Raw genomic sequence first — 24,856 nt, forward strand, 5'->3', positions numbered from 1 at the left:
GACGAGATCCGCCAAGACCGCGCGTAGACTAGCCTCAAGGGCGAGGTCATTGACAGGCAAGTTAGCGGAGGGGCTGGTCACAAGGCTCATTCAAGAGATGCTACGCGGCGTAGCAAACCTGAGTTTCGGAAAGGGAGAGATTTTACTCGATCTAAGCACTTCCCATCACAAACAAAGCTGGACTTCAGTCCAGAGCCTCGCTGAGGGCGGCGATGATAGCATCGACGGGTTCGGTGCCGACGGAGAGGCGGAGCAGGTCGGGGGACAGGCCGTGGGCGGCGAGCTCGGCGCGGCCGGCTTCGCTCGTGACGAGATCGTAGTGCGCCAGATAGATGAACGGGGAGATCAACGTGGTCGTCATGCCGAAGCTTGGACCTTTGGGCAGGCGCACGGCGTCGTAGAACTTCGCGAGCGGCCCCTTGAGCGTGAACGAGATCATGCTGCCGGCCGATTCCGGGGTGCGGGCGATCTTGAGGTAGCTGGCCCTGGTGGCGGGTTGCAGCGCCCACCAGACTTTCTCGACGGCCGGATGTGATTCGAGAAATGCGGCGACCTGGCGGGTGCTGGCATTGATGCGGGCGACGACCCCGGACGTGGCATCGATTTGCGCCGCGAGCCGGGCGAGGTCGCGCGCGTGCACGGGTTCGAGCTGGGCGCCGACAAGTCCGCGGAGTTCGGCGGCGTCGGGGCGGGTGGCGTTCACGACGACCGCACCGGCGATGACGTCACCCTCGTGGGCGGTGTATTTGGTGAGACTGGTGGCGACGAGATCAGCGTGGGGCAGCAGGTCGACGTTGAAGGGCGAGCTGACGGCCGGATCGAGGATGACCTTGGCGCCGTGGCGGCGCGCGAGCGCGGTGACGGCGGCGATGTCGGCCGTCTGGATGAGCGGATTGGTCGGCGCCTCGATGATCAGGCCGGCAAGGCGCGGGCCGTGCGTGGCGAGGAGTTTTTCCAGTCCGGCAAGGTCGGTGACGTCGCCGTGCCGCAGGTAATCGCGCGCCGGGTCGGGCGTGAATTTTCTCAGCAGCGCGATGCTGTCGAGGTAGAGCCAGCCCAGCTGCACCCAGGCGGTGCGGCCGGCGCGCGCCTGCACGGTGCTGATGGCGCGGAAAGCGGCGTAAAGGGCGTTCATGCCGCTCGGCGCCAGCAGCAGGTCGGCGTCGGCGACGGGAAACGGGCCGCGCAAAACACGCCTGATCTCGGCCACAGCATCACCGGCGAAGAGCTTCTCCGGTGCGACGGCGGGCAACAGGCCGAGTCGCACGAGGTGATCCTCGGCGGCGCGCGAGGAGAGGAAACCGCCGATGTTCTGAAGATAGACCTTGCCCCGGGCATTCAGCTCCGGCGTGTCGATGTGGGCGACGCCATCCAGGCCCTCGACGGAAAATGGTCGGGCGGCAGCCTGGTCCGTGCGGCCGAGATAGTGCGCAAAAGACGCGGCCATTCTGGCCGAGGTGACCAGCCACAGCGACTTGCCGGCGAGCTCGGGTCGGCGGCCAAGGTATTCGCACAGCCGCTTGGCGTGGGTGTGGACGACAAAACGCGGGTAGCCGGAGGCGATGTGGCGCGTGGTCTCGGGCCGGCCTTCCTCATACCCGATGACGTCGCGCATGGTCGGCAGGCTGCACGCGACAGAGTGCGGGCTGCCGGGAATGCGCTGACCGAGCGGGATGGGCGAGAAGACGGACATGGGAGGCGAGGGGAGAGTTCACCGGCCGGGACCGGGCGAGGCAACGGCGGGTTGTGTCATGTGGCAGCGGACAACCGGGTGCGGACCTCGGCCAGCGTCAGTCCGGCGATGCGGACGACCTTGTGGCGCGACTTGTCGCCGCGGATGAGGGTGAGCGCGCGGCGGGGCAGGCCGAGTCTGCCGGCGAGGAAATCAAGCAGGGCGTCGTTGGCGCGGCCCTCGAGGGCCGGGGCGTGCACCTTGACCTTGAGCGCCGGGCCCAGCCACCCGGCGATCTCGTCGCGCGGGGCGTTGGGGATGGTCTTCAGCTCAAGGGTGCAGCCGGGCATGGGGCCAGCATGGGCCGGCCGCACGGGTGCGAAAGGCAAAACATGTTGCGGTCGGCATTTGAAACGGCGAACTAGGGGGCCGCATGAAACTGGTTTCCTGGAACGTCAACGGCGTGCGCGCCGCCCTCAAGAAGGGTTTTCTCGATTACATGGCGAAGGTGGACGCCGACGTCATCTGCCTCCAGGAGACCAAGGCGCACCCCGGCGACGTCCAGCACGTGGCGTGGGTGACCGGTTACACGCCGCATTGGTATTCGGCGGTGAAGAAGGGCTACGCGGGCACGGTAATATTCACGCGGGTGCCGCCGCTTAGGGTGACCAACGGCATCGGCCTGCCGGACCACGATGACGAGGGACGGGTCATTGCGGCGGAATTCAAGGATTTCTTTCTCGTGAACGTCTACCAACCCAACTCGCAGCGCGGGCTGACGCGCTTGAAATATCGCACCGAGGCATGGGATCCCGCGTTCCTGGCCTTTCTGAAAAAACTCGAGAAGAAGGGCAAACCGGTGGTGTTTTGCGGCGACCTGAACGTGGCGCACACGGAGATCGACCTCACGAACCCCAAGACCAACCGGCGCAATGCCGGTTTCACGGACGAAGAGCGGACGAACTTCTCCACCCTGCTCAGCAAGGGGTTCGTGGACACATTCCGCGAATTCGAAAAGGGACCCGGCCACTACACGTGGTGGAGCCAGATGATGAACTGCCGCGCCCGGAACATCGGGTGGCGCGTCGATTATTTCGTGGCATCGGAAAAACTGAAACCGGCGCTGAAGCGCGCGTGGATCTCGCCCGAGGTGATGGGCAGCGACCATTGTCCGGTCGGGCTGGAGCTGAAGTGATGTCGCACGCGGCCGAGCTGAAGAAGCTGATGATGCGCCGGCCGCCGCTGACGCTCGCGGTGGCGGAGAGCCTGACGGCCGGGCATGTGCAGGCGCGGATCGCGGCGGTGTCAGGGGCCTCGGATTATTTTCTCGGCGGCATCACCGCCTACACCCTGCGCCAGAAGGTAAAGCTGCTCGGCGTGAACCGCGCACACGCGAAACGCGTGAACTGCGTGTCCCAGCGCGTGGCGGTGGAAATGGCCTTTGGCGCCACACGGCTCTTCGGGGCGGATCTGGCGGTGGCGACGACTGGTTACGCCGAGCCCGCGCGCGCCGCCGGCGTAAAATCGCCCATGGCCTGGTGGGCGATCTGCCAGCGACTGGCGAATGGCCGGTTGGCGCTGACCTCCGGCACCATCGAAGTGCCGGGCGCGAATCGCACCGAGGCCCAAGCGCGAATCGCCGACGATGTGCTCGGGCGGCTCGTCGCCCATCTGGCGGCGTGGCGGGCCCAATAAAAAACCCGCCGGAGCCCGGCGGGTTGAAAAGGAAGGGGAATTGGCTGGTTACCGCGTGAGGTTCGTCACGTAGTTCATGATGAAGCGGGTTTCTTGGGGCGGGGTGACCCAGTCGCTGTAGAGCAGCTCCGGCATGCGGCTGTTCGTATTGTAGAACAGCCGGTTGGCATCTTCATCGGGGGACATATAGCCGGTCTTGACGGCGGCTCCGAGATAGAAGCCCTCGGTGGTGGAGTAGACGAGCACGTTGGCGTCGCCCGGCAGGGGCTTGTTCACGGCCTCGCGCTCGGCGGCGCGGATGCCGGCCACCGCCTTGGCCTCGGCGCCGAAATTCATGCGGTTCTTCAGGAGGAGGCGCGCCGCATTGTCGTCCATGAGGAGGTAGATGGCATTGATGGCCTTGCCGCCGGCCTGCAGGCCGAAACTGAGTTCGCCGGCACGGAAAAAGGCCGGCACCGACCATTTGCCGTTCGGGCGGCGGACCAGCGCGACCGCATAGCCGTCCTTGATGCCCAGCAGGAAGCCGGCCTGGAACTGGTTGACGATGACGATGCCCTTGGCGTTGCGCAGCTTGTCCGCGGGGATGGCGGTCCGGACGTTGCCTTGGATTTCCTGCAGGATGGCCTCGCAGCTATCGAGGTGCGAGACCACGGCCTCGCGGGTCAGGCCGGTCGCGGCAGGCAGCATGGCCGCGAGGGCGGACACGCAGAAAAGGGCGGTGAGAAACTTCTTCATGTTGTGAATGGAGCGGAGAATGGGGCTGCGCCGGAGGAGCGCAAAGCTGTTTTCCAAGACGGGTATATGCAGATTCAGGGGGGGAATGAAAGCCCTACTTAGCCCGCTGGCCGGCCGGAACGGTGGTTGGGACTCCTTGGCGAGGAGAAGGTTGCCGCTCAATCCAGACCCCGTTGTGCGATCTCGTCCTCGTCCCAGCCGAGGTAATGGCCCAGCTCGTGGAGGTAGGTCAGCCGCACTTCATCGCGGTAAACGGTCTCGTCCTGCTCGGCGTAGTCCCAGAGGTTTTCGAGGAAAAGGAGGATTTGGGGCGGCAGGGGCGTATCCTCGGCGAGTTCGCCCCGGTGTTCGTGGCCGACAAACAAGCCGAGGATATCGGGCTCCCAGCCCTCGGCCTGAAGCGCAGCATTGGGGTGCGGTTCATAGCAGACCGGGACTTGCTCGGCCGCTGTCCGCACCGCCGCTGGCAGGCGGCGCCGCGCCGCGGACACCACGGGTTCGGCGAGGGCGGTGAGTCGTTTGAAATTCATGATGAATGCCGCCCGCCACCTTGGGGGAAGCCGATCCGGGAGTAAAGCGGGCGCATGACGGTGGGGTGACGGGCAGGTTACACCACCGGTGAAAATTATCCCGGCAAAATAATGCAACGCCGGCGGCGAAGCGGCGTCTATCCCCCGAACCCCAACAACGACTCCATGAAAAACCGATTCAAACTGGTCCCTCTTTTCCTCATCCTGGCCATGGCCGCCGTGCCGGCCCTGCGCGCCGAAGACACCGTCGCTCCGGTCGACAAACCCGAACAAAAGCGTGAACACGGCCCCGGTGCCATGATGGAGCGTGCGGCCAAGGAACTCGGCCTGAACGCCGACCAGGAGGCCAAATGGAAGGACATCGGCCAGCAGGAAAAAACCGCGCTGGACGCCCTGCGGGGCGACAAGTCTGTGGCCAAGGAAGACAAGCGGGCCAAGAGGCGTGAAATCAACAAGAGCTTTGCCGACCAACGGCGGGCGGTCCTGACTCCCGATCAGGCGACCAAGTTCGACGAAATGCGCGCCAAGATGCGTGAGCACGGTCCCCGCGGTGGTGGCGACCGTCCGACGAAGGGCGACAAGCCGGACGACGCCAAATAACCCTTACTGCTCAAGCAGCAGTGTGTGCAATAGAAGCGCCGTGGCGTGGGGCCACGGCGCTTTTCTTTTTGGACAAGCCGCCGGCCCCGCCGCACGCTCGCCGGCCATGGGTCAACGACAGGCAATCATCGCAGGGGGCGGCGCGGCAGGCTTTTTCGCGGCCATCGCCTGCGCCGAGGCCGATCCCGATTGTGCGGTGACAATTTATGAGGCGACGGCGCACCCGCTGGCCAAGGTGAAGGTCTCGGGCGGCGGCCGCTGCAATGTCACCCACGCCTGCTTTGACCCGCGGGAATTGGTGAAACGCTACCCGCGCGGTGGGCGCGAACTGCTCGGGGCCTTCCACCGGTGGCAGCCGCGCGACACGGCCGAATGGTTTGAGGCGCGCGGCGTGGCGCTAAAAACCGAAAAGGACGGGCGGATGTTCCCCGTCACGGACAGCTCGCAGACCATCGTGGATTGCCTGCAGGGGGCCGCCACCCAGGCCGGCGTGCGGCTGGTGCTGCGCACAGGCCTGAAGACGGCCGTGAAAACCGCCCGCGGCTTCCAGGTCGCGCTCACGACCGGCGAGGTTGTCGATTGCGACCGGCTCCTGCTGGCGACCGGCGGCAACAAATCCAATGCGGGCCTCGAGATCGCCGCGCGGCTGGGGCACACGATCGAGCCGCCGGTGCCATCACTCTTCACTTTCCACATCGACGATCCGCGACTGAAGGAGCTGGCGGGCATTTCCGTCGAAGAGGCGGTCACGGCGGTACGGGGCACGACGCTGAAGGAGCGCGGGCCGTTGCTCGTCACCCACTGGGGCCTGAGCGGACCGGCGGTGCTCAAGCTTTCGGCCTGGGGGGCGCGGGCCTTGCACGATTGCGGCTACAGGTTCACCCTGCTCGTCAACTGGGCGCCGGCGTTCAATGCCGAGGCCTTGCGCGCCGAACTGGAGCGGGCCCGCGCGGCCAATCCCAAGAAACAACTGGGCACCTGGTGCCCGGTCGGACTGCCTCTGCGGCTCTGGGAAAAACTGCTGCCGGCGGCGGGGTTGAAGCCGGATACGACCTGGGCGACCGTGCCCGCGGCGGCGCTGCGCGCGCTGGCGGCGCAGGTGGGCGAGGGGGAGTTCGCCGTGACCGGCAAGAGCATGTTCAAGGAAGAGTTCGTGACCTGCGGTGGCGTGCGGTTGAGCGAGGTGGACTTCAAGACCATGGAAAGCCGGCTCGTGCCGGGACTGCACTTCGCCGGCGAGGTGATCGACGTCGATGGCATCACCGGTGGATTTAATTTCCAGGCGGCGTGGACCGGCGGCTGGCTCGCGGGCCGGGCGATGGCGGGGAGGCCGGCGGCATGATGTCCTACGGCCAGCTGTTCCTGGCGGTCCTGCCGGTGTTCGCGATGATCGTGCTCGGCGCCTTCCTGCGACGCACGCAGCTGATCACCGAGTCGGCGGAGGAAAGCCTGTTCAACCTCGTGGTGAAGGTCACCACCCCGTGTCTCATCTTTGAATCCGTGGCGACCAACCCGGCCATGCGCGAGCCGGGCAACCTGCTGGTGCCGCCCCTCCTGGGCTTCGGGCTGACGCTGCTGTCGATGGCCCTTGGCTGGTATGTGGCCCGGGCGCTCGGGCTGACGATCGGCCACGGGTTGCGCACTTTTGCGCTGGCGGTGGGGCTGACGAATTACAGCTACCTGCCCCTGCCGCTGATGGATGCCATGTTCGGTCCGGAAAGCCGCGCGGTGCTGCTGGTGCACAACGTCGGCGTGGAAGCGGCCATCTGGACGGGCGGTGTCCTCGTCGTGACGGGTCTCTCGCCGCGGGAGGGCTGGCGGAAGCTGATCAACGCGCCCGTGGTGGCCCTGCTGCTCGCGGTGACGGTCAACCTCACGGGCGCGGCGGCCCAGGTGCCGCCGGTGGTGATGAACTTTGTGCACGTGCTCGCCGCCTGCGCGATCCCGCTTGGTTTGCTCATGACCGGTGTGAGCATCCAGCCGCACCTTGACGATCCGAAGCAGCTGGTGAACCCGCGGGTGACGCTCACGGCCTGGCTGTTGCGGCTGGTGGTGTTGCCCTGGGTGTTCCTGCTCGCGGCCCGCTTCCTGCCGTGCCCGGTGGAGCTGAAGCGCGTGCTGGTGGTCCAGGCGGCGATGCCCTCGGCGGTGATCTCGATCATCGTGGCCCGCGTCTACGGCGGGCAACCGCTGGTGGCCGTGCAGATCATCTTCGGCACGACGGCGCTGGCGCTGTTCACGATTCCTTTCTGGCTCCGGTTCGGCCTGGCTTTTGCGGGCCTGGTGCCATGATCCCGCCGGGTTGAAACTCGGCGGGATTTTCCACCCCGCGGGGCGTTGACCTCCAGCGGACGGGCGGGCTTGCTGCGGGCATGGACTGGATCACCGACCCGCAGATCTGGATCAGCCTCGTGACCCTGACGGCGCTCGAGATCGTGCTCGGCATCGACAACATCATCTTCATCTCGATCCTCGCCGGCAAACTGCCGGCCGACCAGCAGGCCAAAGCCCGGCAGACCGGCCTGATGCTGGCGCTCATCACCCGCATCCTGCTGCTGTGCAGCCTGGCCTGGATGGTGAAGCTCACGGCCCCGTTCCTCACGCTCCTCGGGTTCGCCCTGTCCGGCCGCGACCTGATCCTGCTCGGCGGCGGACTGTTTCTCATCTGGAAGAGCACGCGCGAAATCCACGAGAAACTAGAGGGGGCGGAGGAGCACACCGGCCCCGGCAAGGTCACGCCGAGGTTCGGCGCCATCATCGGGCAAATCCTGCTGCTCGACATCGTCTTCTCGCTCGACTCGGTCATCACCGCCGTCGGCATGGCGAACCAGCTCGGCGTGATGATCGCCGCGGTCGTGATCGCGCTCGGCGTGATGCTGAGATACGCCGGCGGAGTGAGCGATTTCGTCCACCAGCATCCGACGCTGAAGATGCTCGCGCTGTCCTTCCTGCTGCTCATCGGCGTGACGCTGGTGGCCGAGGGCACGCACCAGCACGTGAACAAGGGCTACATCTACTTTGCGATGGCCTTCTCCTTCGCGGTCGAGCTGCTGAACCTGAAGGTGCGCAAGAAATCTGTCCCGGTCCCGCTGCATGAGACGCAGCCCTGACGGTGACACAGAAAGCATTGGAATAAAACGGCCGGCTGCGCATCCTGTCCGGCATGAAACGATTGGTTTGGTTCCTCCCGTTGCTGACCGCCGGCCTGCTCCGGGCCGCGGTCCCGGCGACCGACCCGCTGGAAATGCAGGTGGCCGAGCTCGTGGCCGGCCCGCAAGTGACGGTCGTGCATTTCTGGGCCCCGTGGTGTCCGAACTGCCGCGCCGAACTCGACCCCGCCACCGGCTGGGCGAAGTTCATCGCCGCGAATCCCGACGTGAAGGTCGTATTTCTCAACATCTGGCACAAAGGGCAGGATCCGGCTCCTCGCCTGGCCGCCGCGGGACTCGGGGCGCAGCCCAACCTGCTGCTGCTGACGCACCCCAATCCCTCGCGACTGGCCGCCGACCGGCTGAATTCATTCATGGGTCTGCCGGTCACCTGGATTCCCACGACCTGGGTTTATCGCGAGGGCAAGCTGCGCGTCGCCTTCAACTACGGGGAAATCCGCTTTCCCGTGCTGCAACAGATGGTGGACGACGCCCGCAACGAGTGGCCGCACTGATGACGGCGAAACTCCAGTGGGGCATCCTCAGCACCGGGCGCATCGCGCACGAGTTCGCCACGGCACTCGCGGCCTCGCGCACCGGCCGGTTGGTGGCGGTCGGCAGCCGCACCCGCGGGGCGGCGGAGAAATTCGCGGCGGAATTCGGCGGCATCAAGGGCCACGCCAGCTACGACGCCCTGCTGGCCGATCCGGCGGTGCAGGCCGTCTACATCGGCACGCCGCATGATTCCCACGTGGCGCTGTGCATCGGGGCTGCGCGGGCCGGCAAGCACATCCTCTGCGAAAAACCGCTGGCGCTCAACCGGGCCGACGCCGCCCGGGCGGTGGCCGCGGCGCGCGAGCACCAGGTCTTCCTGATGGAGGCCTTCATGTATCGCTGTCATCCGCAGACGGCCAAGCTGGCGGAACTGGTGCGCGCCGGTGCCATCGGCGAGCTGCGGCTGGTGTCGGCGGCGTTCTGTTTCAACCGGCCCGTGAATCCCGCCCTGCGGCTCTACAACCGCGCCCTCGGGGGCGGCGGCATCCTCGACATCGGCTGCTATCCGGTGTCCATCGCGCGGCTGGTCGCCGGCGCGGCCCAAGGGCGGCCCTTTGCCGAGCCGGTCGAGTTTTTCGGCACCGGCCGCATCCATCCGGAGGCCCAGGTGGACGAACAGGCCGCCGCCACGCTCAAGTTTCCCGGCGGCGCGCTCGCCCAGCTCACCTGCGGCACGACCATGGCGAAAGAGATCGCGGTGCACATTTATGGCACGGACGGAGTCATTCACGTCCCGTTCCCGTTCCATCCCGGCAAACCGGCGGAAGGGCCGGGCCGGATCATCCTCCAGCGGCCCGACGCGGCGGCCGAGGAGATCGCGTGCGGGCTGGTGGCCGACATTTATGCGATCGAAGCCGATACCGTGGGTGAAGCCATTGCCCGCGGTGAATTGGAATCGGCCGTCATGAGCCACGCCGACTCGCTCGGCAACATGGCCGTGCTCGATGCCTGGCGGGCCGCGGTCAGGGTGAAATACGACGGGGAGTTGTAGGGCGGGATCACCGCATCCCGCCTGGACCGTGATATTATTTTCGAACGAAGGCGGGATGCGGTGATCCCGCCCTACAGGGCTTGCGCCCGGCGGGATTTCGCGGCACACAGGCGTTCCCCTATGCAAAACCGCACCCGTCTGCTGACCGCATGCGCGGTCGCCCTGTTCGCGGCGTGGCCGGCCTCCGCGGCCGATAATCCCACGCCGGCCCAGATCGCCGCCGAATCCGCCAAGGCCAACGCGTTCTTCGACCGCGTGTTTGACGAGGCCGTGGCCCGCAGCCCGATGTTCGAGGCCCAGCTCGGCATCAAGAAGGACACCGACAAGTGGGACGACATCTCCGACGCCCATGCGCTCGAAGACCTCGTCATCACCGTCCGGAATCTCGCCGAGCTGAAGCGCTCCATCGACTTCGAGACGTTGAACGACCAGGCCAAGGTAAGCTACCGGATGTTCGTCAACGACGCCGAGCGCAGCATCGAGGGCTGGCGCTGGCGCTTCCACAACTACCCGCTCAACCAGATGTCGGGCCTCCACTCGGAGGCGCCGGCGTTCCTCATCAACTACCATCCCATCGCCGATGCCGCCGATGCCCGCGCCTACATCGCCCGGCTCCGCGGCATGGACCCGATGTTCGACCAGCTCATCGCGGGCGTGAAGATCCGCGAAACGAAGAACATCATCCCGCCGCGCTTCGTCTTCCCGCTGGTCACCGACTCGATCAAGGAGGTTATCAGCGGCGAGCCGTTCGACGGCTCGGCGAAAAAGAGCGCATTGTGGGAGGACTTTGAGGGCAAGGTCGGCGCGCTGAAAGATGTCGATGCCGCCACGAAGGCGAAACTCCTGGCCGACGGCCGCGCGGCCCTGCTCGAGGCGGTGAAGCCGGCCTACGAAAGGCTTCTCGCCGTGCTGGCCGCCCAGCAGAAGATCGCGACCGACGACGACGGGGCCTGGAAATTCTCCGAGGGCGACGAGTTCTACGCCTTCGCCCTCCGCGGGGCGACGACCACGCGCATGACCGCCGACCAGATCCACCAGCTGGGCCTGAGCGAGGTGGCGCGCATCCACCGCGACATGCAGGCAATCATGACCAAGGTCGGCTTCAAGGGCGACCTGAAGGCCTTCTTCAAGTTCATCAAGGAGGACCCGCAGTTCTACTACCCGACCACGCCCGAGGGGAAGGCCGCCTACCTGAAGCGCGCGACGCAGATCATCGACGACATGCGCGTGCGCCTCGACGAGTTCTTCATCACCAAGCCGAAGGCCCCGCTCGTCGTGAAGCAGGTCGAGCCGTTCCGCGAGCAGGGCGCGGCCGGCGCGTTTTACGAGCAGCCGTCCGCCGACGGCTCCCGCCCCGGCACCTATTACGTCAACACGGTCGACATGCGCGGCGTGCCGATCTTCGAGATGGAGACGCTCGCCCACCACGAGGCGATCCCGGGCCACCACATGCAGATCGCCATCGCGCAGGAACTGCAGGGCATCCCGAAATTCCGGATGTATGGCGGCAACAACGCCTACGTCGAGGGCTGGGCGCTCTACTGCGAGTATTTCCCGAAGGAGTTCGGCTTCTACACCGACCCCTACATGGATTTCGGCCGGCTCAACGACGAGCTGCTGCGCGCCGTCCGCCTCGTGGTCGACACCGGCATCCACTCGAAGCACTGGACGCGCGACCAGGTCGTGCAGTATTTCCGCGACAACACGCCGAACCCCGAGCGCGACATCTTCACCGAGACCAACCGCTACATCGTGTGGCCGGCGCAGGCCACCTCATACAAGATCGGCATGCTGAAAATCCTGGAGCTCCGCGAACTCGCGAAGAAGCAGCTCGGGGCCGCCTTCGATCTCCGCCAATATCACGACCTCGTGTTGAAGAACGGCTCCGTGCCCCTCGACATCCTCGAGGAAAACGTCCGCGCCTGGATCGCGAAGAAGAAGGGCTGAACCGACTGCCGCCTTTTACCCCAGTCCCGCCCGAAACGGCGGGACTTTTTTATTCCCTTTGGGTTCAATACCCCGGAGCTTGCTCCGGCTTGGATGGAGGCGGGACTATCAGTCCCGCGGGTTGCGGTCACGCGATGCATGCCTCGCGGGGCTAATAGCCCCGCCTCCATTTTCCGAATGCCCCGGGGCTTGCCCCGGGGATCTTTACTTCAACCCCAGCTCCTGCGCGAGCCAGGCCACGCGGTCGGCGGCGACCTCGGCGGTGTGCAGGTCGTGGCCGGCCGCATAGGTGGTCATCTGTTTGCGCACGCCCGCGGCGGCATAAGCCTCGGTGGCCTGGGTCGCGCTCACGTATTCATCCTTGTTCGCGAATTGGAAGAAAACGGTGGCCGGGGCGAGAGCCGGCACAAAGTTCACCGGGTCCAGCGGGGCGATCTGCCGCCGGTAGGCCGCAAGGTCCTTGGGCTGGCGGGCGAAGAGCGCCCAGTCGATGAAATGCGGCACGCCCGCCATGAAGACATAGGTCTTCGCCCGCCGGTCCAGTCCGCCCGCAATCATGCCATACATGGCGCCGAAATCATGCCCGACATAGGCGACACGCTGCGAATCAACGCCGGGCTGGGCGAGCAACAGGTCCAGGGCCCGGCGCAGCTCGATCACCTGCTGCACGGAGCGGTCGTAATCTTCCTCCGGCACGCGCTGGCCATACCACTTGGGCTGGGCCCACATTGCGTCGACGAGCAGCGAGACCACGCCGCGGCCGGCGAGCGCGACGGCTTCATCGAGAAACTCGGTGCGGTTGGTGGTCGCCGGGTCGCCGAGCCAGTGCACGTAGAGGATGGCGGCGTGCGGCCCGGGTTGGGCGGGCGTGACGAGGTAGGCCTTGATGGGGTCCTTGACACCGACGAAGGTGAGGTCGTGCACCGTGGCGCCGCCGCGTTGCTCGACGCCGAGTTCACGGACGTCGAGCGGGGCGGACTTGTCGTAGTCAAACGGGCCGGTCTCCGCGGCGAAGACGGCGCTGGCGAGCGAGAGTGAAAGTGAGAGTGAGAGAAGGACAAAACGTGAACGCATGGGTGACAGCTGGTGGTGTGGTGGCAGCGAGGCAAATGATGTGCGGTGAATGACAGGGGGAATGCGATGGTTGCCTCGAGGTGGAACCCGGCCTCCGGACGGGTTTTTAAGATTCTCGCATGTTAAAAACGCGTCCGGAGGCCGCGTTCCGCCTCAAGACGAAAGCCGCCGCAGATTGTCGCACACGATGGCGGCGGCGATGGCGGCGTTGAGAGACTCGGCGCCGCCGTAGCGGGGAATGGTCACCCGCTTCGTCACCAGCGCCTGCACGGTCGGGGAGAGCCCGCGGCCCTCACTGCCGATGACAATCACCGCATCGCGCGCCGGCTTGAGCGTATGCACATCGTAACCGGCGAGTTCGCAGCCAAGCACGGGCACCTTCACGCCGGCGAGTGCCTCGGCCAAGGGGATGGTGTGGACGGTCACGCGGGCGAACGAGCCCATGCTGGCGTTGACGACCTTCTGGGAAAACAGGTCGGCGCAATCCGGCGAGAGCAGCACGCGATCGAGGGCGAACCAGTCGGCCAGCCGCAGCAGGGTGCCGACGTTGCCCGGGTCCTGGATCCCGTCGAGGGCCAGCGTCAGGCCGCGATCGAGCGCGTCCGCGGCCAATGGGGTGCGGGCGATCCGGCCCACCGCCAGCACGGTTGAAGGGGTGGGGAAGTGACTGGCGCGCGCCATGTCCTCCACGGTGACCTCAAAGACTTGGAGCTGCGGCGACTCCGCCGCAGTCCGCGGGCGGGGTCGCCCGCGCTCCAGTTCCGGCCAGGCCGGCGTCGCGTAGATTTCCAGCAGGGGGAATTTCGCCGCGAGGAGTTCACCGACGACCTTTTCGCCCTCGATGACGAACAAGCCCGCCGCCTCGCGATGCTTCTTGTCGCGCAGATCGCGCAGGCGGGTGAGCTCGGCTTTCGTCAGGGGCATGGAGCGACATGAGCAAGGCCGGCTCCGGTTGGCAAAGCTTTGTGGGCCCGGCCTGCAGGTAATCGGGGTGGAGCGGGTTGTCCTCCACACGCTGGTTTGCAGATGCACGCTCCGAAGCGCGTTGGGGCAACGCGCTCCACCTGGTCATGGGGTCGGAAGAGATTCGAAGACCCGGCCTCCGCCATGACGGCGAGGAGCGCGCTTTGTGGCGGGAAGGTCACGGCCGGGTTAAGAAAAGGCGGCGGGACGTTCACGGTTTGACGGGGTGAAATCATCCGCCCGAAATGAGGTCTTGTTCCTTGGTTCAGCTGTTAGGTGTGTTGTTGCGGCCCGGCCTCCGAAAGGGAGCCGGGCCGTAGCTTTTGCAGGGTGCGGTAGCGGCGCGCCAGGGGTGCCGTTCCCGGAGTCGGCGGTCTTAGACCGTCGCTACAGAGTCGCTGTTTCGCGGTCTTTTGCGGGCTTTTCAAAGCATCGCGGAGCGGTATGGTGGGGGGCATGAAACGCCTCGCGCCCCTGGTTCTTGCGTTGTGTTGCGCCGTCCTGTTCACCGGTTCCGCGCCGGCGGCCGAGAAGAAGGAAAAGACCCCGGGCATCGAGCTGGCCACCATGGCTTCCCAAGTGACGGGCATTGCCATCTCACCGCTATTGGGGGTCAGCGGAGTCGGGGCCTACCAATGGATGAAGGCGAGCACACCGGAGGAGAAGGCGCGGCTGCCTTGGTTCGCGCAGGTCTCGTTCTGGCTGCCGGCGCTGCTGCTGGTCGGCGTGTGCGCGTTCAAGGACACCTTTGCGGTCATGGTGCCGCCAGGCATGAAGAAGCCGCTGGATGTGGCCGAGACGGTGGAGAACAAGATCAGCGGACTGGTCGCCGCCGGGGCCGTGGTTCCCTCGCTGGTGACGGTGGGTTCCAAGCTCATCATGCACTCCACTGGGCTGCTGGGGCACGCGCCGGTGGTGTCGGGCGGCTTCGGCGTGCTGCCGCTCGCCGCCTTCGACATGTCCTGGCTGCTGACACTCCTGATGGTGCCGCTGTCGGTCGCGGTGTTTGCCGTCGTGTGGGTGGTGGGCCACGCGATCAACGTGCTCATCCTGCTCAGCCCGTGGGGCGGCCTGGACACGGCGCTGAAGGGCATCCGGACCAGCGTGCTGTCCCTCGTCGCGGCCACGGCCTACATTGATCCGGTGGTGGGGGCGACGCTGTCGGTCGCCATCATCATCCTGGCGTATTTCATGGCGGGCTGGGCCTTCCGCCTGATGGTGTTCGGTTCGGTCTTCAGCTGGGATTTCTTCACCTTCCGGCGCACCCGGTTCCAGCTGCTGGCGGACGACAACAAGCTTTTCACCGGCCGCGACATTGCCGATGCCCCGCGGCGCACCTACGGCCGGCTGCACCAGGACGCCGACGGCAAACTGCTCTTCAAGTTCCGGCCGTGGCTGGTGCTGCCCGAGCGTATGGTCGAGGTGCCGCGCGACGGCATCGTGGTCGGCAAGGGGTTTTTCTACTCGGAAGTGCTGGGTTTCGAAAAGGTGGCGGACAAGAACAGCACCCTGCTGCTCCTGCCGCCGCGCTATGTCGGCCACGAGGAGCTGTTTGCCCGCACCTACCGCATCAACGGCACCTGCGACATCGGCCTGCGCAAGGCCTGGAGCTGGTTGCGGGAGGCGTTCGGCTTAAGCACGAAGAAAGCACCGGCCGCGATGTAACCGGATTTCATGTCGCGGCCCGTCATAATGCTTCTGGTCGGCGTGCTGGCGGCCGCCGCGGGGCGGGGTGCGGACAACGGGGCCTTCACGCCGGACCAAGCGAAGCTCCTGCGCCAGGCCCGGACGGTGAGTCTGGAGATCAAGCAGGGCTGGGCCTGGGGGGCCGAGGACCAGGCGGAGAAAGCCGAAGCCTCCGACGGCGCGGCCGGGGACAAGAAACCGCGCGAACCGCTGCCCCTGGCGGAATGCACCAAGGCGGCGTTGGAATTCGCCGGCTGGAAAGTCGTGGGGCCGGGCGAGCCGGCGGATATGAAACTGCGGGTTGATACTTACGGCAGCGCCCTGGGGGCGGACTACGTCGGCACGGTGATGGGGCACCAATACAGCGGGGCGGAACTGAGTGGCAGCGTGACACTCTTTCATCAGGGGCAGGAAATGATCCACGAGAAATTTGAAGGCACCGTCCATCCGCCGACCAGCATCAACCGCTACTACAGCCAGCCACAGGACGCGCCATATGAACGGCTGCGGCCGGAATACCTGGAGGCCGTCTACAAGGTGGAGGAAACCGTGTTCGGCCTGCCCCCGGTTCTGGCCGCGGTGAAGAAAGCCGAGGACGAGCACCGTGTGGCCGCCACCAAGGTCTTGTTGGCCCGCGGCGAGGCGGCGTCCGTCCCGGCGCTGGTTGAACTCCTGCGGGCCAAGGACGAGCGTTTGGGCGCCATCGCCGCCACGGCCCTCGGGGCGTTCGGCGAGGCCTCCGCTTTTCCCGCCCTCCTGGCCGCTTTGCGCGACGACCCGGATTACCCGGCCAATCCGGCGGAATTGAGCGAGGAGCAACTGAACAGCTGGACCCAGTTTGACCACGAATTTGAAACGGCCGCCCGCCGTGACCAAGCGGCGGACGTCGCGATGCTCAGCCGGCAGGAAGCCGTGCAATGGGCGCTCTTGCAGAACCCCGCCTCCGACAAAGTCCCGCGGCTCGCGGCGATGCTGCGCGACCGGTCCACCCCGCCGATGGCCCGGTGCGGCGTGGCGCTGGTGCTCGGCCCGCTGGTGGACCCGATCGCGGGAGAGGCCCTGCTCTCGGCCCTGAAGGATGAATCATTCGTGGTCCGCGCCGCGGCGATCTCGGCGCTCAGCACCGCGAATTACCACGGACAGCGTCCCGTTGCGGACGCCTTGCTGGCCCTGACCACCGACCCGCAGCCCTTCGTGCGCAACCGGGCGCGGGCGGCGCTGGGGAATTTCGCCCTGGAAATAGTGGAGCGGCATATGAACGCGCACACCACCGCCGCCGCGATGCAGGATGATATTGCCCGCAGTTTGGAGGATCCGGATCCGCTGGTGCGGCTCGGCGCCGTGCGGCTGACGCAATACGCCGTTGAGGGCGGGACGGCCGCGCTGGGCCGGGTGTTGCAGTCCGACCCGGTTCCGGCGGTGCGCGAGGCGGCGGTCGACATGCTCCTTGCGCGGCATCGCGCGGAGTTGGAGCCGGTGCTGGCACCGGCCCTGGCCGATCCGGACGAGGGGACGCGTTCGCACGCGTTGCTGGCGCTCGATTCGCCGGAGGAAAACAACGGCGACGGGGAGCAAAAAGCACATCCGCCCCTGCCGGAGTCGGCCGCGAAGCCCCTGCTGGCGATGATGGACGTGGACACGCCGCCCGAGGCCGCCTGGCATGTGCTGGAGCGGGTGCAGGGCGAAGGGGTCAATGGCGTCTTGCTCGCCGCCGCGCAACGCGACGGCGCCCGGCCGGTGTTCAGGGAGATCGCCGTGATCGAACTGGCGCGTCGCGGCGACCGGCACGCCACGCCATTGATCATCACCCTGCTTGATCGCTCCGGGGAGTTGCGCTTCGGCTATCTGCTGGTGGATGCCGCGGCCAAACTTGACGACCCGGCGTTGCTGGACCCGCTGTTTGTGGTGATGCGCCAGGGCGCCCCGGCGGCCCGGTTGCTGGCCGTCCGCACCCTGGGCAAAATGAGTCACACCCGGTCGGTCGGGCCGCTCATCGCCGCCCTCCGCCCGGCGGAGGCAAGCGATAGCGAACTGGCCGGGGCTATCCGCGAAGCATTGCAGAGTCTCACCGGGCAGGAGAACAGCGGCAGCAACGGCTGGTTGCGCTGGTGGAAGGAAAATTCCGGCAAGCCCATCGTCCGTCCGGTGCCGAAGAAACCGGTGGAGGAAGCGCCGGCTGAGGAACCCGCCGAGCCCAAGGCCGAAGCGCCCAAGGCGGATTAAGGCCGATTACCACGCACCAGCAGCCAGTTGACCAGCCCGATGGTGGCGATGAGACTAATGACGACCGCATGCGTGAGGCTCATCTGGGCGACGAGCACGGCGCACAGCACCAGACCCGCCACGGCAATCACCGGGCCCGCGGGCAGGCGGAAGGCGTCGGCGTGCGGGCGCAGACGTCGCAGCCGGATCAGGGCGACGCAGGCGATGCCGTAGGTGATGAGCCGGGCGCCGGCCGAGATGATGGCGTTCCAGATGAAGTTGCCGTAGATGGCCAGCGCCAGCACGAGCACGCCCCACAGCAGGATCGAAATCCACGGGGTGCGAAAACGCGGATGCACTCCGCCCAGGCTGGCGGGAAAATCGCCGCGTTCGGCCATGGCGTAGGTCTGGCGCGGCACGCCCAGCAACTGCGCGCTCAGGTAACCGGAGGTCGAGATCATGGCGCCGAGGGCGATGAAGCCGGCGCCGGCGGGGCCCACGAGGGCGCGCGCGGCGTCGGCCAGCGGGCGGGCGCTCCCGGCGAGGTTGGGCACCGTGCGCATGGCGACAATCTGGGTCAGCAACAGGCAGGAGGCGATGACCAGCAGGCCGGTAAAGAGCGCGAAGGGAAGATCGCGCCGCGGATCCTTGCCCTCGGCCAGTGGCATCAGGGCGGCCTCAAAACCACCGAAGGCAAAAAGCAGGGCGAGGACGGCGTTCATCCAGCCCGCCGACGTGGCGGCCACCGGCGGCTGGGTGACGGGGGCGCCGGTCCAGAGGAATCCGGCCAGGATCAGCAGGGCGAGGGGCGTCAGCTTGGCGACGGTGAGAAAATTGGAAAGCCGCGCCCCGCTGCCGACACTGCGGATATTGGCCAGCACGAGTCCGCCCAGCAGCAGACCGAGCAGCGCAATGCGCGGCCCCGTGGCCGTCACGCCGGGCCAGAATTCACCCAGGTAGACGACAAAGAGATTGGCGTTGGCGGCGGCGGACGTCAGGCGCACCAGCCAGATAAACCAGCCCATCTGGATGCCCCAAAAACGGCCGCAACCTTCCCGGGCAAAAAGATAAGGCCCGCCCGCCTCGCTGAACTGCGAGCCGAGTTCGGCGAAAACGCCCATGAAGAGGGCGATGCCGCCGGCCGCCAGCACATAGGCCCAGGGCGCGGAATTTCCGACGAACCTGACCAGGTCGCCGGGCAGACCGAAGGCGGCGCTGCCGATCACGCTGTTGATGACAAGCCCCACCATGGTCCACCGGCCGAGAGCACGGACCAGCCGGGGTTGGGTGGGGGCGGTCATGCGGGCGCTCGGTCAGGGTTTTTTCAGCTCGGGTGGCTTCGGGGCGATCGGACCCGGGTATTCGACGCCAAAGAGGGTGGGATGCTCCGGGGGTTTCGGGTCCGCCCCGGGAGCGAGATATTGGAACACATCGCGGAAACGGATCGAGCACTGGAGACGGCGCTGGCCTTGATCGTCGATCTTGGGGTTCACCTGGATGATGGCTTCGGTGAAGGGTGGAGCGTTCTTCATCTGCAGCGCGCGGCGGCGGGTTTCCTCGATGGCCGGACCGGTGTCCTTGATGATCGCGTCGAGTTTGAGCAAATCGGCATAGGTGACCGGGCCCCACAATTTGCGCCACAGCTCCGGGGAGATTTCCGGCGCGATGATGTTGACCATGCGCTTTACGCCGCCGTCCTGTTGCCAGAACCCGATGATGAGCATGAACGGCTCGTCGATCTCATACTGGCGCAGCGCGTCGCCGAGATCCACGGCGGTGCCGAGCCTGGCGACCCTCGGATTGACCGGAATGGCGCCGTGATCCTTGTTTTCCGTCGCCGGGATATCCCAGCGCTGCGTGTAACTGACCGGCCGGTAGCCGGCGAAAAACGTATCGCGTACCCATTTTTCGAAGACCAGTCCGTGCGCCTGGACCTCCTGCGCGGGGGCCAGGGTCAGGACGGCCGCCAAGGCCGCCAGCATGGTCAGGAGAGGTCTCACGTTTCCAAGAAGACCCGCAGGGCCTCGAGTTTCCCGGCCCAGAAGGCCTTCATTCTCTCGGCGGCCTCGGGCGTGATGAGCCTGCCATGTTGCGGCACCACCTGGCACTTCAGCGGGCCTTTCGGCCAGAAATTCACGCTCACGCAGGTGTCGTCGGACCAGAGGATGCGGATGGATTTGTGCGGGGTGGCCTTGCGGATGGTGAGCGGGGTGCGGGGCAGCCAGCGCTCGCGCAGGTCGGGGTTTTTCCAGGCGGCGAAGGCCCGGTCGACCGGGGCGGCCATGGTCTTGCTGACGCTGATCTCGAAACCGTCGGTCTTCTGGTGCTTCACCCGCAGCCCGCGGGCCTGTTCGTAACCAACGGCCACCATCTGGCGCCACCAGTCGGCCAGGCGCGGCTGCCGCTCGAGCCATTGCACGATTTCCCGGTGGGAGAGCTTCCGGGCGCCGGCCTGGTCGAGCAGCGCCAGCCATTGGGGCCACGTCTGGCCGGTGGCTTTTTTGACCGCGACGGAGCTGATTCCGCCATAACTGCCCGCTGCACGCTTCATCAGTAGGGGCGGTTTGTAAGGCACACGTGGCCGGGCCACAAGGCTGATGGAAGGGGCAATCTTTTTGTTTCCGCCGCGAGGGCGAAACTGCTAGGCATGGAGGCATGAGCGAAGATAACGCACCCAAGCTCCGCCTGAAACCCAAGCTGGCTGCCGACCCTTCCGCTGCATCGTCCCAACCCGCCACGCCGGACACCGCGCCAGCCGAGACGCCGGTGGCCGCGCCGACCCCCGCGGCTGAAGCCGCCCCCGCGGTCCGTCTCAAACCCCGTTTGTCGGCCGCTCCGGTGCAGGAAACCACCCCGGCGCCCGAACCGGAACCCGCCGCCGCGCCTGCGCCGGAACCGCCGCCCGCGCCGCCGCCGGCCGAGCCTGTCGAATTTGTCCCGGCGCCCGTGGCGGAAAAACCGAAATTCAGCCTGAAACCCAAAGCCGCCATCACCGCCGAACCGGCGCCGGCCGAACCCGCCCCGGCGGCCGAGGCGGCCCCTTCGCCCTTTCCCCCGCCGGCTCCAGCCAGCGAGGCCGCCATTCCCGCCGAGACCCCGGTCATGCAGGCCGCGCCCGCGCCGTTTCCGCCCCCCCGGCTCGTCGGCGGAGCGGCCTTTCCCCCGCCTCCGCCCAACGCGCCGTTCCCGCCTCCCCCTGGAGGCAACTTTCCCCCGTCGGCCGCAGCAAAGAAAAAGAAGGGCGGAGCGGGCTCGAAGAAAAAACTCCTTTTCATCGGCGGCGGTGCCTTGGTGTTAGCGCTCGTGGTAGTCGGCGGCTTTGTCTTCCCGCGCCCGCAGCCTGAACCGCCGCCCCGGCCGAAGCCCGCGGTCAAATCGGTGCCGCCGCCCGCGCAAACTCCCGCGGAGAAGCCGGCCGCTGTTCCGGCGACCCCGGTCGCGCCCACGCCCGCGCCCGTCACCCGGGCTCCCGCCGAGGCCAAACCGGCGGAAACCAAGCCGGCCGTGACTCCCGCTCCGGCCGCGGTGGTGACCGCTCCGGTGGAAGTCAAACCGGAGGCCCCGCCGCCGCCCCCTCCACCGAGCATGCAGTTCCGGGCGGCGGTCGAGAATCTCAAGATCAGCGGCGTGCGCGGCGGCGCCAATCCCCGCGTCTTCATCGGCGGCACGTCCTACCAGACAGGCGATCTCGTCAATCCCCAGCTGGGGATCACCCTCGAAAGCTACAATGCCGAGACCCGCATGCTGACCTTCCGGGACAAGACCGGCGCCAAGGTCGAGCGGCGCAACTGAGCCGCGGCACCGTTGCCCGCGGCTGCGGGCCCGGGGCTTGTCCCCGGTTCTCGCGGCGCGAAACCGAGGCAATCAGTGCGCCGCGAGCGCGGCCTTGATGGCGCGCAGCAGCGCGGGTTCCGTCGCGATGCCGAGCACGCCGTTCACCACGAACTGCACGCCGATGCACATGATGAGGAAGCCCATGATCTTCGTCATCGCGTTCACGCCGACGGGGCCGATGAAACCGACAATCCGGCTGGAGAGCCGCAGCACCACATAGGTGATCAACGCCACGGTGATGATGCCGGCGATGATGGCGAGGTAGTCAAACCAACCGTCGGCGAGCGAGGTGAAACCGAGGGTCACGGCGATGGAGCCGGGACCGCTCAGCATCGGCATCGCCAGCGGCGAAAAGGAGATGTCGGCCTTCTTCACGGCGGCGGCGCGCTCCTCCTCGTCCTCGGACTTGGCGGCGGCGTTGCGCGCCAGGAGCATGTCCATGCCGATGCCGGCCATCAGGATGCCGCCGGCGATGCGCAGGCCCGGGATCGAGATGCCGAAGAAATTCATGATGAACGTGCCCCCGATGAGGAAGCTCACGAGGATGGCCACCATGTAGAGGCAGCCCTTGCGGGCCTGCTCACGGCGGCGCGCGACGCTGTCGCCCTCGGTGATGGCCAGAAAGGTGGGCGCGGCGGCCAGCGGGTTGATGATCGGCAGCAGGCCGATGAACGTGCCGAGGAAGATCGCCCAGAGGTGCGTGACGTTGGACATCGTGAGTGAATCTGAGCGGGAACGAATACTCAGGGCCATCCTAATCCTGTCATTCTGAGCGCAGCGAAGAATCCGGCGGCATGATCGATGGCGCACATCATACCGGATCCTTCGCTGCGCTCAGGATGACAGGTGGTGTGGGTTGAATTCCTCACCACACGTCCACCGGGCCCTTGGGCACGGGGATGGACTCACGGCGCAGCACCGCCGGGTCGTCGGGATCGAGCATGAACGAGGCGACCATGGCGCCGGGCCGGTATTGGGCCTTGAGCTCGCCGCGCTCGTCGAGGAAGGGCGCGCGCCATTTCTCGTAGGCCGTGAGCAGGGCCTCGAACTCCGCGCGGGTGCCGAACTGGGTGATGCCCTTCTTGAATTCCTTGGCCGGGCCGAAGCGCTTGGCATACCACGCGGCCGGCTTGCGGAAAAGCCGGCAGCCGAAATCCTCCCCGTAAAATTCGATCATCAACTCGAGATGCCGGCGCATGACGGTGACGCGCTCGGCATAGCCGGCCTCGGGGCGCAACTCGCCGGTCTTTAGGTAGTGCTGCGTGTCGCGGAAGATCCAGGGATTGTAGAACGCGCCGCGGCCGATGCTCACGCCGGCGCAGCCGGTCTCCGCCAGCATGTGCTTCGCGGCCCCGGGCGTGGTCACATCGCCGTTGCCGATGACCGGGATGTGTTTCACGGCCTGGACGACGGCGCGAATGCCGGCGAGGTTGACCGTACCGCCGAAGCCCTGGGCGCGGGTGCGGCCGTGCACGAAGATGGCGGCGACGCCCGCGTCCTCGAGCACGCGGGCCAGGTCCGGGGCCGTGAGGTTGTTCTCGTCCCAGCCGAGCCGCATCTTGGCGGTGATGGGGATTTTCACGGCGGCGACCATGCCGCGCACCAGCGCCGCGGTCTTGTTCAGCTCGGTCATCATGGCCGAACCGCCGCCGATGCCGGTGACCTTCTTCACCGGGCAGCCCATGTTGATGTCGACGGAAGCGATGCCCATCGCCTCGACCATCACGGCCGCGTCGCGCATTTCCTCCGGCACGGCGCCGAACAACTGGACGGCGAGGCGTTTCTCGGCCGGACAGGTGCTGACCATCTGCAGGGCGCGCTTGTTTTTCTCGAGCAGCGAACGGGCGTTGACGAGGTCGGTCGTGGTCCAGTCGACGCCGCCGATTTCGCGGACCACGAGCCGGAAGGGCAGGTTGGTGTAGCCCGCCAGCGGCGACAGGAACAGATTCGAATCCAGCTCGTAGGGCCCGATGCGCATGGGGGGCCGCTCAGCGCGCGGCGATGGCGCGCTTCATCCGGACGAGGGCCTCGGCGAGCGTGGCGCGGGGGCAGCCGAAGTTGAGCCGGACGTGCGTGCCGCGCGGCACGCCGAAGAAGGCACCGTCGCTCAGGCCGACGCCGTGAGCCTCGAAGTGCGCGATGGGGTCGGGGAGCTGGAGGGCGGAGACATTGAGCCACGCCAGGTAGGTGGCCTCGATCGGCGCCTCGATGACGACGCCCGGCAGTTCGCGGGCGACGAAATCAAAAAGAAAATCACGGTTGCCGCGCAGGGTCTGCAGCAAGGCCTGCCGCCACGGCTCGCTGTCGCGGTAGGCAGCCTCGCAGGCGACATAGCCAAGCCCGGTGACCTCGGCCATGACCCCTGCGGTGGCGCGAACAAACCGGGCGCGGAGCTGGGCATCGGGAATGATGGCGATGGAGGTGCCGAGGCCGGGGACATTGTAGGTCTTGCTCGGCGCCATGAGCGTGACGGTGCGCTTGGCCACTTCGGCGCCGAGCAGCGCCGTGGGGATGTGCGGCAGCCCGTCGAGGATGAGGTCGCAATGGATCTCGTCGGAGCAAAGCACGAGATCGTGCCGCACGCAGAACTCGCCGAGCTGCACGAGTTCGTCCCGCCGCCAGACGCGCGCGACGGGATTGTGCGGGTTGCAGAGGAAGAAGAGTTTGGTTTTCGGCGTGACGGCCTTTTCCAGCGCCGCCCAGTCGATCTCCCAACGACGGTTGACCGCATCGTGCCGGAAGGGAACCTGGGTGGAAACGCGGCCGCTGTTCTTCGGCGCGCTCATGAACGGCGGATAGACTGGCGTGAGCGTCATCACTTCCTCGCCGGGCTGGGCAAAGGCCTCGGCGGTAAGGTTGAGGCCGACGACCAGCCCCGGCAGCCAGACGAGCCAGGCCGGGTCGATCTGCCAGCCGTAGCGCTGCGCCAGGGCGCCGACGAAGGCGTCGACCGAGGATTTCACCGGCCGGGCGTAACCAAACAGGCCGGTGGCCACACGTTCCTGCAGGGCCGCGATGATCGCCGGCGACGACTTGAAATCCATGTCGGCTACCCACAGCGGCAGGATGTCGCGGCCGGCATACTTCTGCCATTTCTGCGAGTCGGTGCCGCGGCGGTCGATGACGGTGTCGAAGTCGAAGGTCATTTGGGTAGGGCGCAATAGAAGCCACGGGGCATCCCGAAGCCACGGAAAAAAGCCGGCGGGACGGAGTTTCCCGCCCG

24 protein-coding genes are annotated in these 24,856 nt (G+C 66.7%); 12 read left to right on the forward strand and 12 right to left on the reverse strand.

The genetic code is table 11. The features are described from left to right. Positions 1–184: 184 nt before the first annotated feature. Positions 185–1,693 (reverse strand): PLP-dependent transferase, encoded by a 1,509-nt coding sequence (locus BLU29_RS08230; RefSeq protein ID WP_091056589.1) that lies wholly within the window; start codon positions 1,691–1,693, stop codon positions 185–187. 56 nt (positions 1,694–1,749) lie between these two features. Continuing rightward, on the reverse strand, positions 1,750–2,022 hold the full coding sequence (locus tag BLU29_RS08235; protein ID WP_091056590.1) for a DUF167 domain-containing protein: 273 nt from the start codon (positions 2,020–2,022) through the stop codon (positions 1,750–1,752). 83 nt (positions 2,023–2,105) lie between these two features. Between BLU29_RS08235 and BLU29_RS08240 the strand changes: the two genes are divergently transcribed. Both BLU29_RS08240 and BLU29_RS08245 read left to right on the forward strand, forming a co-directional pair. Then, entirely contained in the window at positions 2,106–2,867 is a 762-nt protein-coding gene (locus tag BLU29_RS08240; RefSeq protein WP_091056592.1) for an exodeoxyribonuclease III, read from the forward strand. Continuing rightward, positions 2,867–3,367: a CinA family protein gene (locus BLU29_RS08245; RefSeq protein WP_091056593.1), complete on the forward strand. Its 501-nt coding sequence runs from the start codon at positions 2,867–2,869 to the stop codon at positions 3,365–3,367. The genes BLU29_RS08240 and BLU29_RS08245 overlap by 1 nt, the downstream gene beginning before the upstream one ends. Positions 3,368–3,415: 48 nt before the next feature. Here BLU29_RS08245 and BLU29_RS08250 read toward each other — a convergent pair whose 3' ends face one another. After that, positions 3,416–4,102 carry a lipid-binding SYLF domain-containing protein gene (locus BLU29_RS08250; protein ID WP_157693723.1) on the reverse strand — a complete coding sequence of 229 codons (687 nt, stop codon included), beginning with the start codon at positions 4,100–4,102 and terminating at the stop codon, positions 3,416–3,418. A 158-nt stretch (positions 4,103–4,260) separates the two neighbouring features. Further along, positions 4,261–4,632 carry a metallopeptidase family protein gene (locus BLU29_RS08255; RefSeq protein WP_091056596.1) on the reverse strand — a complete coding sequence of 124 codons (372 nt, stop codon included), beginning with the start codon at positions 4,630–4,632 and terminating at the stop codon, positions 4,261–4,263. A 111-nt stretch (positions 4,633–4,743) separates the two neighbouring features. Between BLU29_RS08255 and BLU29_RS08260 the strand changes: the two genes are divergently transcribed. The 7 genes from BLU29_RS08260 (at position 4,744) to BLU29_RS08290 (ending at position 11,874) form a co-directional block, all read left to right on the forward strand. Next, positions 4,744–5,232, forward strand: coding sequence for a hypothetical protein (locus tag BLU29_RS08260; RefSeq protein WP_091056598.1), 489 nt, complete (start codon positions 4,744–4,746; stop codon positions 5,230–5,232). A gap of 106 nt (positions 5,233–5,338) precedes the next feature. After that, positions 5,339–6,574: an NAD(P)/FAD-dependent oxidoreductase gene (locus BLU29_RS08265; RefSeq protein WP_091061029.1), complete on the forward strand. Its 1,236-nt coding sequence runs from the start codon at positions 5,339–5,341 to the stop codon at positions 6,572–6,574. Further along, entirely contained in the window at positions 6,571–7,524 is a 954-nt protein-coding gene (locus BLU29_RS08270) for an AEC family transporter (RefSeq protein ID WP_091061032.1), read from the forward strand. Before BLU29_RS08265 ends, BLU29_RS08270 begins: the two co-directional genes overlap by 4 nt. An 80-nt stretch (positions 7,525–7,604) precedes the next feature. Then, positions 7,605–8,342 carry a TerC family protein gene (locus BLU29_RS08275; RefSeq protein WP_091056600.1) on the forward strand — a complete coding sequence of 246 codons (738 nt, stop codon included), beginning with the start codon at positions 7,605–7,607 and terminating at the stop codon, positions 8,340–8,342. A gap of 53 nt (positions 8,343–8,395) precedes the next feature. After that, the gene (locus tag BLU29_RS08280; protein WP_157693724.1) at positions 8,396–8,896 is read left to right on the forward strand and encodes a thioredoxin family protein; all 501 of its coding nucleotides are present in this window, start codon (positions 8,396–8,398) and stop codon (positions 8,894–8,896) included. Continuing rightward, positions 8,896–9,927 (forward strand): Gfo/Idh/MocA family oxidoreductase, encoded by a 1,032-nt coding sequence (locus BLU29_RS08285; RefSeq protein WP_091061035.1) that lies wholly within the window; start codon positions 8,896–8,898, stop codon positions 9,925–9,927. Before BLU29_RS08280 ends, BLU29_RS08285 begins: the two co-directional genes overlap by 1 nt. A 120-nt stretch (positions 9,928–10,047) precedes the next feature. After that, a complete protein-coding gene (locus tag BLU29_RS08290) occupies positions 10,048–11,874 on the forward strand; it encodes a DUF885 domain-containing protein (protein WP_091056603.1) in 1,827 nt (608 codons plus the stop codon). 204 nt (positions 11,875–12,078) lie between these two features. Here BLU29_RS08290 and BLU29_RS08295 read toward each other — a convergent pair whose 3' ends face one another. Continuing rightward, entirely contained in the window at positions 12,079–12,948 is an 870-nt protein-coding gene (locus BLU29_RS08295) for a hypothetical protein (protein ID WP_091056605.1), read from the reverse strand. Positions 12,949–13,101: 153 nt separating this feature from the next. After that, entirely contained in the window at positions 13,102–13,872 is a 771-nt protein-coding gene (locus BLU29_RS08300; RefSeq protein WP_091056606.1) for an RNA methyltransferase, read from the reverse strand. Positions 13,873–14,367: 495 nt separating this feature from the next. Here BLU29_RS08300 and BLU29_RS08305 point away from each other — a divergent pair, with 495 nt between their 5' ends. Beyond that, entirely contained in the window at positions 14,368–15,576 is a 1,209-nt protein-coding gene (locus tag BLU29_RS08305) for a hypothetical protein (protein ID WP_231962337.1), read from the forward strand. A gap of 9 nt (positions 15,577–15,585) precedes the next feature. Next, entirely contained in the window at positions 15,586–17,820 is a 2,235-nt protein-coding gene (locus tag BLU29_RS08310; RefSeq protein WP_091056610.1) for a HEAT repeat domain-containing protein, read from the forward strand. Here BLU29_RS08310 and BLU29_RS08315 read toward each other — a convergent pair. From BLU29_RS08315 to BLU29_RS08325, 3 genes are read right to left on the reverse strand one after another with little or no spacing between them, the layout of a single operon-like run. Then, positions 17,817–19,100, reverse strand: coding sequence for an APC family permease (locus tag BLU29_RS08315; protein WP_091056611.1), 1,284 nt, complete (start codon positions 19,098–19,100; stop codon positions 17,817–17,819). The genes BLU29_RS08310 and BLU29_RS08315 overlap by 4 nt on opposite strands. A 12-nt stretch (positions 19,101–19,112) precedes the next feature. Further along, positions 19,113–19,799: a hypothetical protein gene (locus tag BLU29_RS08320; RefSeq protein ID WP_157693725.1), complete on the reverse strand. Its 687-nt coding sequence runs from the start codon at positions 19,797–19,799 to the stop codon at positions 19,113–19,115. Continuing rightward, entirely contained in the window at positions 19,796–20,350 is a 555-nt protein-coding gene (locus BLU29_RS08325) for a hypothetical protein (protein WP_091056617.1), read from the reverse strand. Before BLU29_RS08325 ends, BLU29_RS08320 begins: the two co-directional genes overlap by 4 nt. Positions 20,351–20,454: 104 nt before the next feature. On the opposite strand from BLU29_RS08325, the gene BLU29_RS08330 reads away from it, so the two are divergent. Next, the gene (locus tag BLU29_RS08330) at positions 20,455–21,591 is read left to right on the forward strand and encodes a hypothetical protein (protein ID WP_157693726.1); all 1,137 of its coding nucleotides are present in this window, start codon (positions 20,455–20,457) and stop codon (positions 21,589–21,591) included. 72 nt (positions 21,592–21,663) lie between these two features. Here the strand turns inward: BLU29_RS08330 and BLU29_RS08335 are convergent, their stop codons facing one another. The 3 genes from BLU29_RS08335 to BLU29_RS08345 form a co-directional block, all read right to left on the reverse strand. Then, positions 21,664–22,347, reverse strand: coding sequence for a MarC family NAAT transporter (locus BLU29_RS08335; protein WP_091056621.1), 684 nt, complete (start codon positions 22,345–22,347; stop codon positions 21,664–21,666). Positions 22,348–22,498: 151 nt separating this feature from the next. Further along, positions 22,499–23,611 (reverse strand): tRNA dihydrouridine synthase DusB, encoded by a 1,113-nt coding sequence (dusB, locus tag BLU29_RS08340; protein WP_091056623.1) that lies wholly within the window; start codon positions 23,609–23,611, stop codon positions 22,499–22,501. A gap of 10 nt (positions 23,612–23,621) precedes the next feature. Continuing rightward, positions 23,622–24,779 carry a PatB family C-S lyase gene (locus BLU29_RS08345; RefSeq protein ID WP_091056626.1) on the reverse strand — a complete coding sequence of 386 codons (1,158 nt, stop codon included), beginning with the start codon at positions 24,777–24,779 and terminating at the stop codon, positions 23,622–23,624. Positions 24,780–24,856: the final 77 nt, after the last annotated feature.

The sequence above is a fragment of the Opitutus sp. GAS368 genome (genome assembly GCF_900104925.1).
In the GTDB taxonomy this organism is placed as follows: Bacteria; Verrucomicrobiota; Verrucomicrobiia; order Opitutales; family Opitutaceae; genus Lacunisphaera.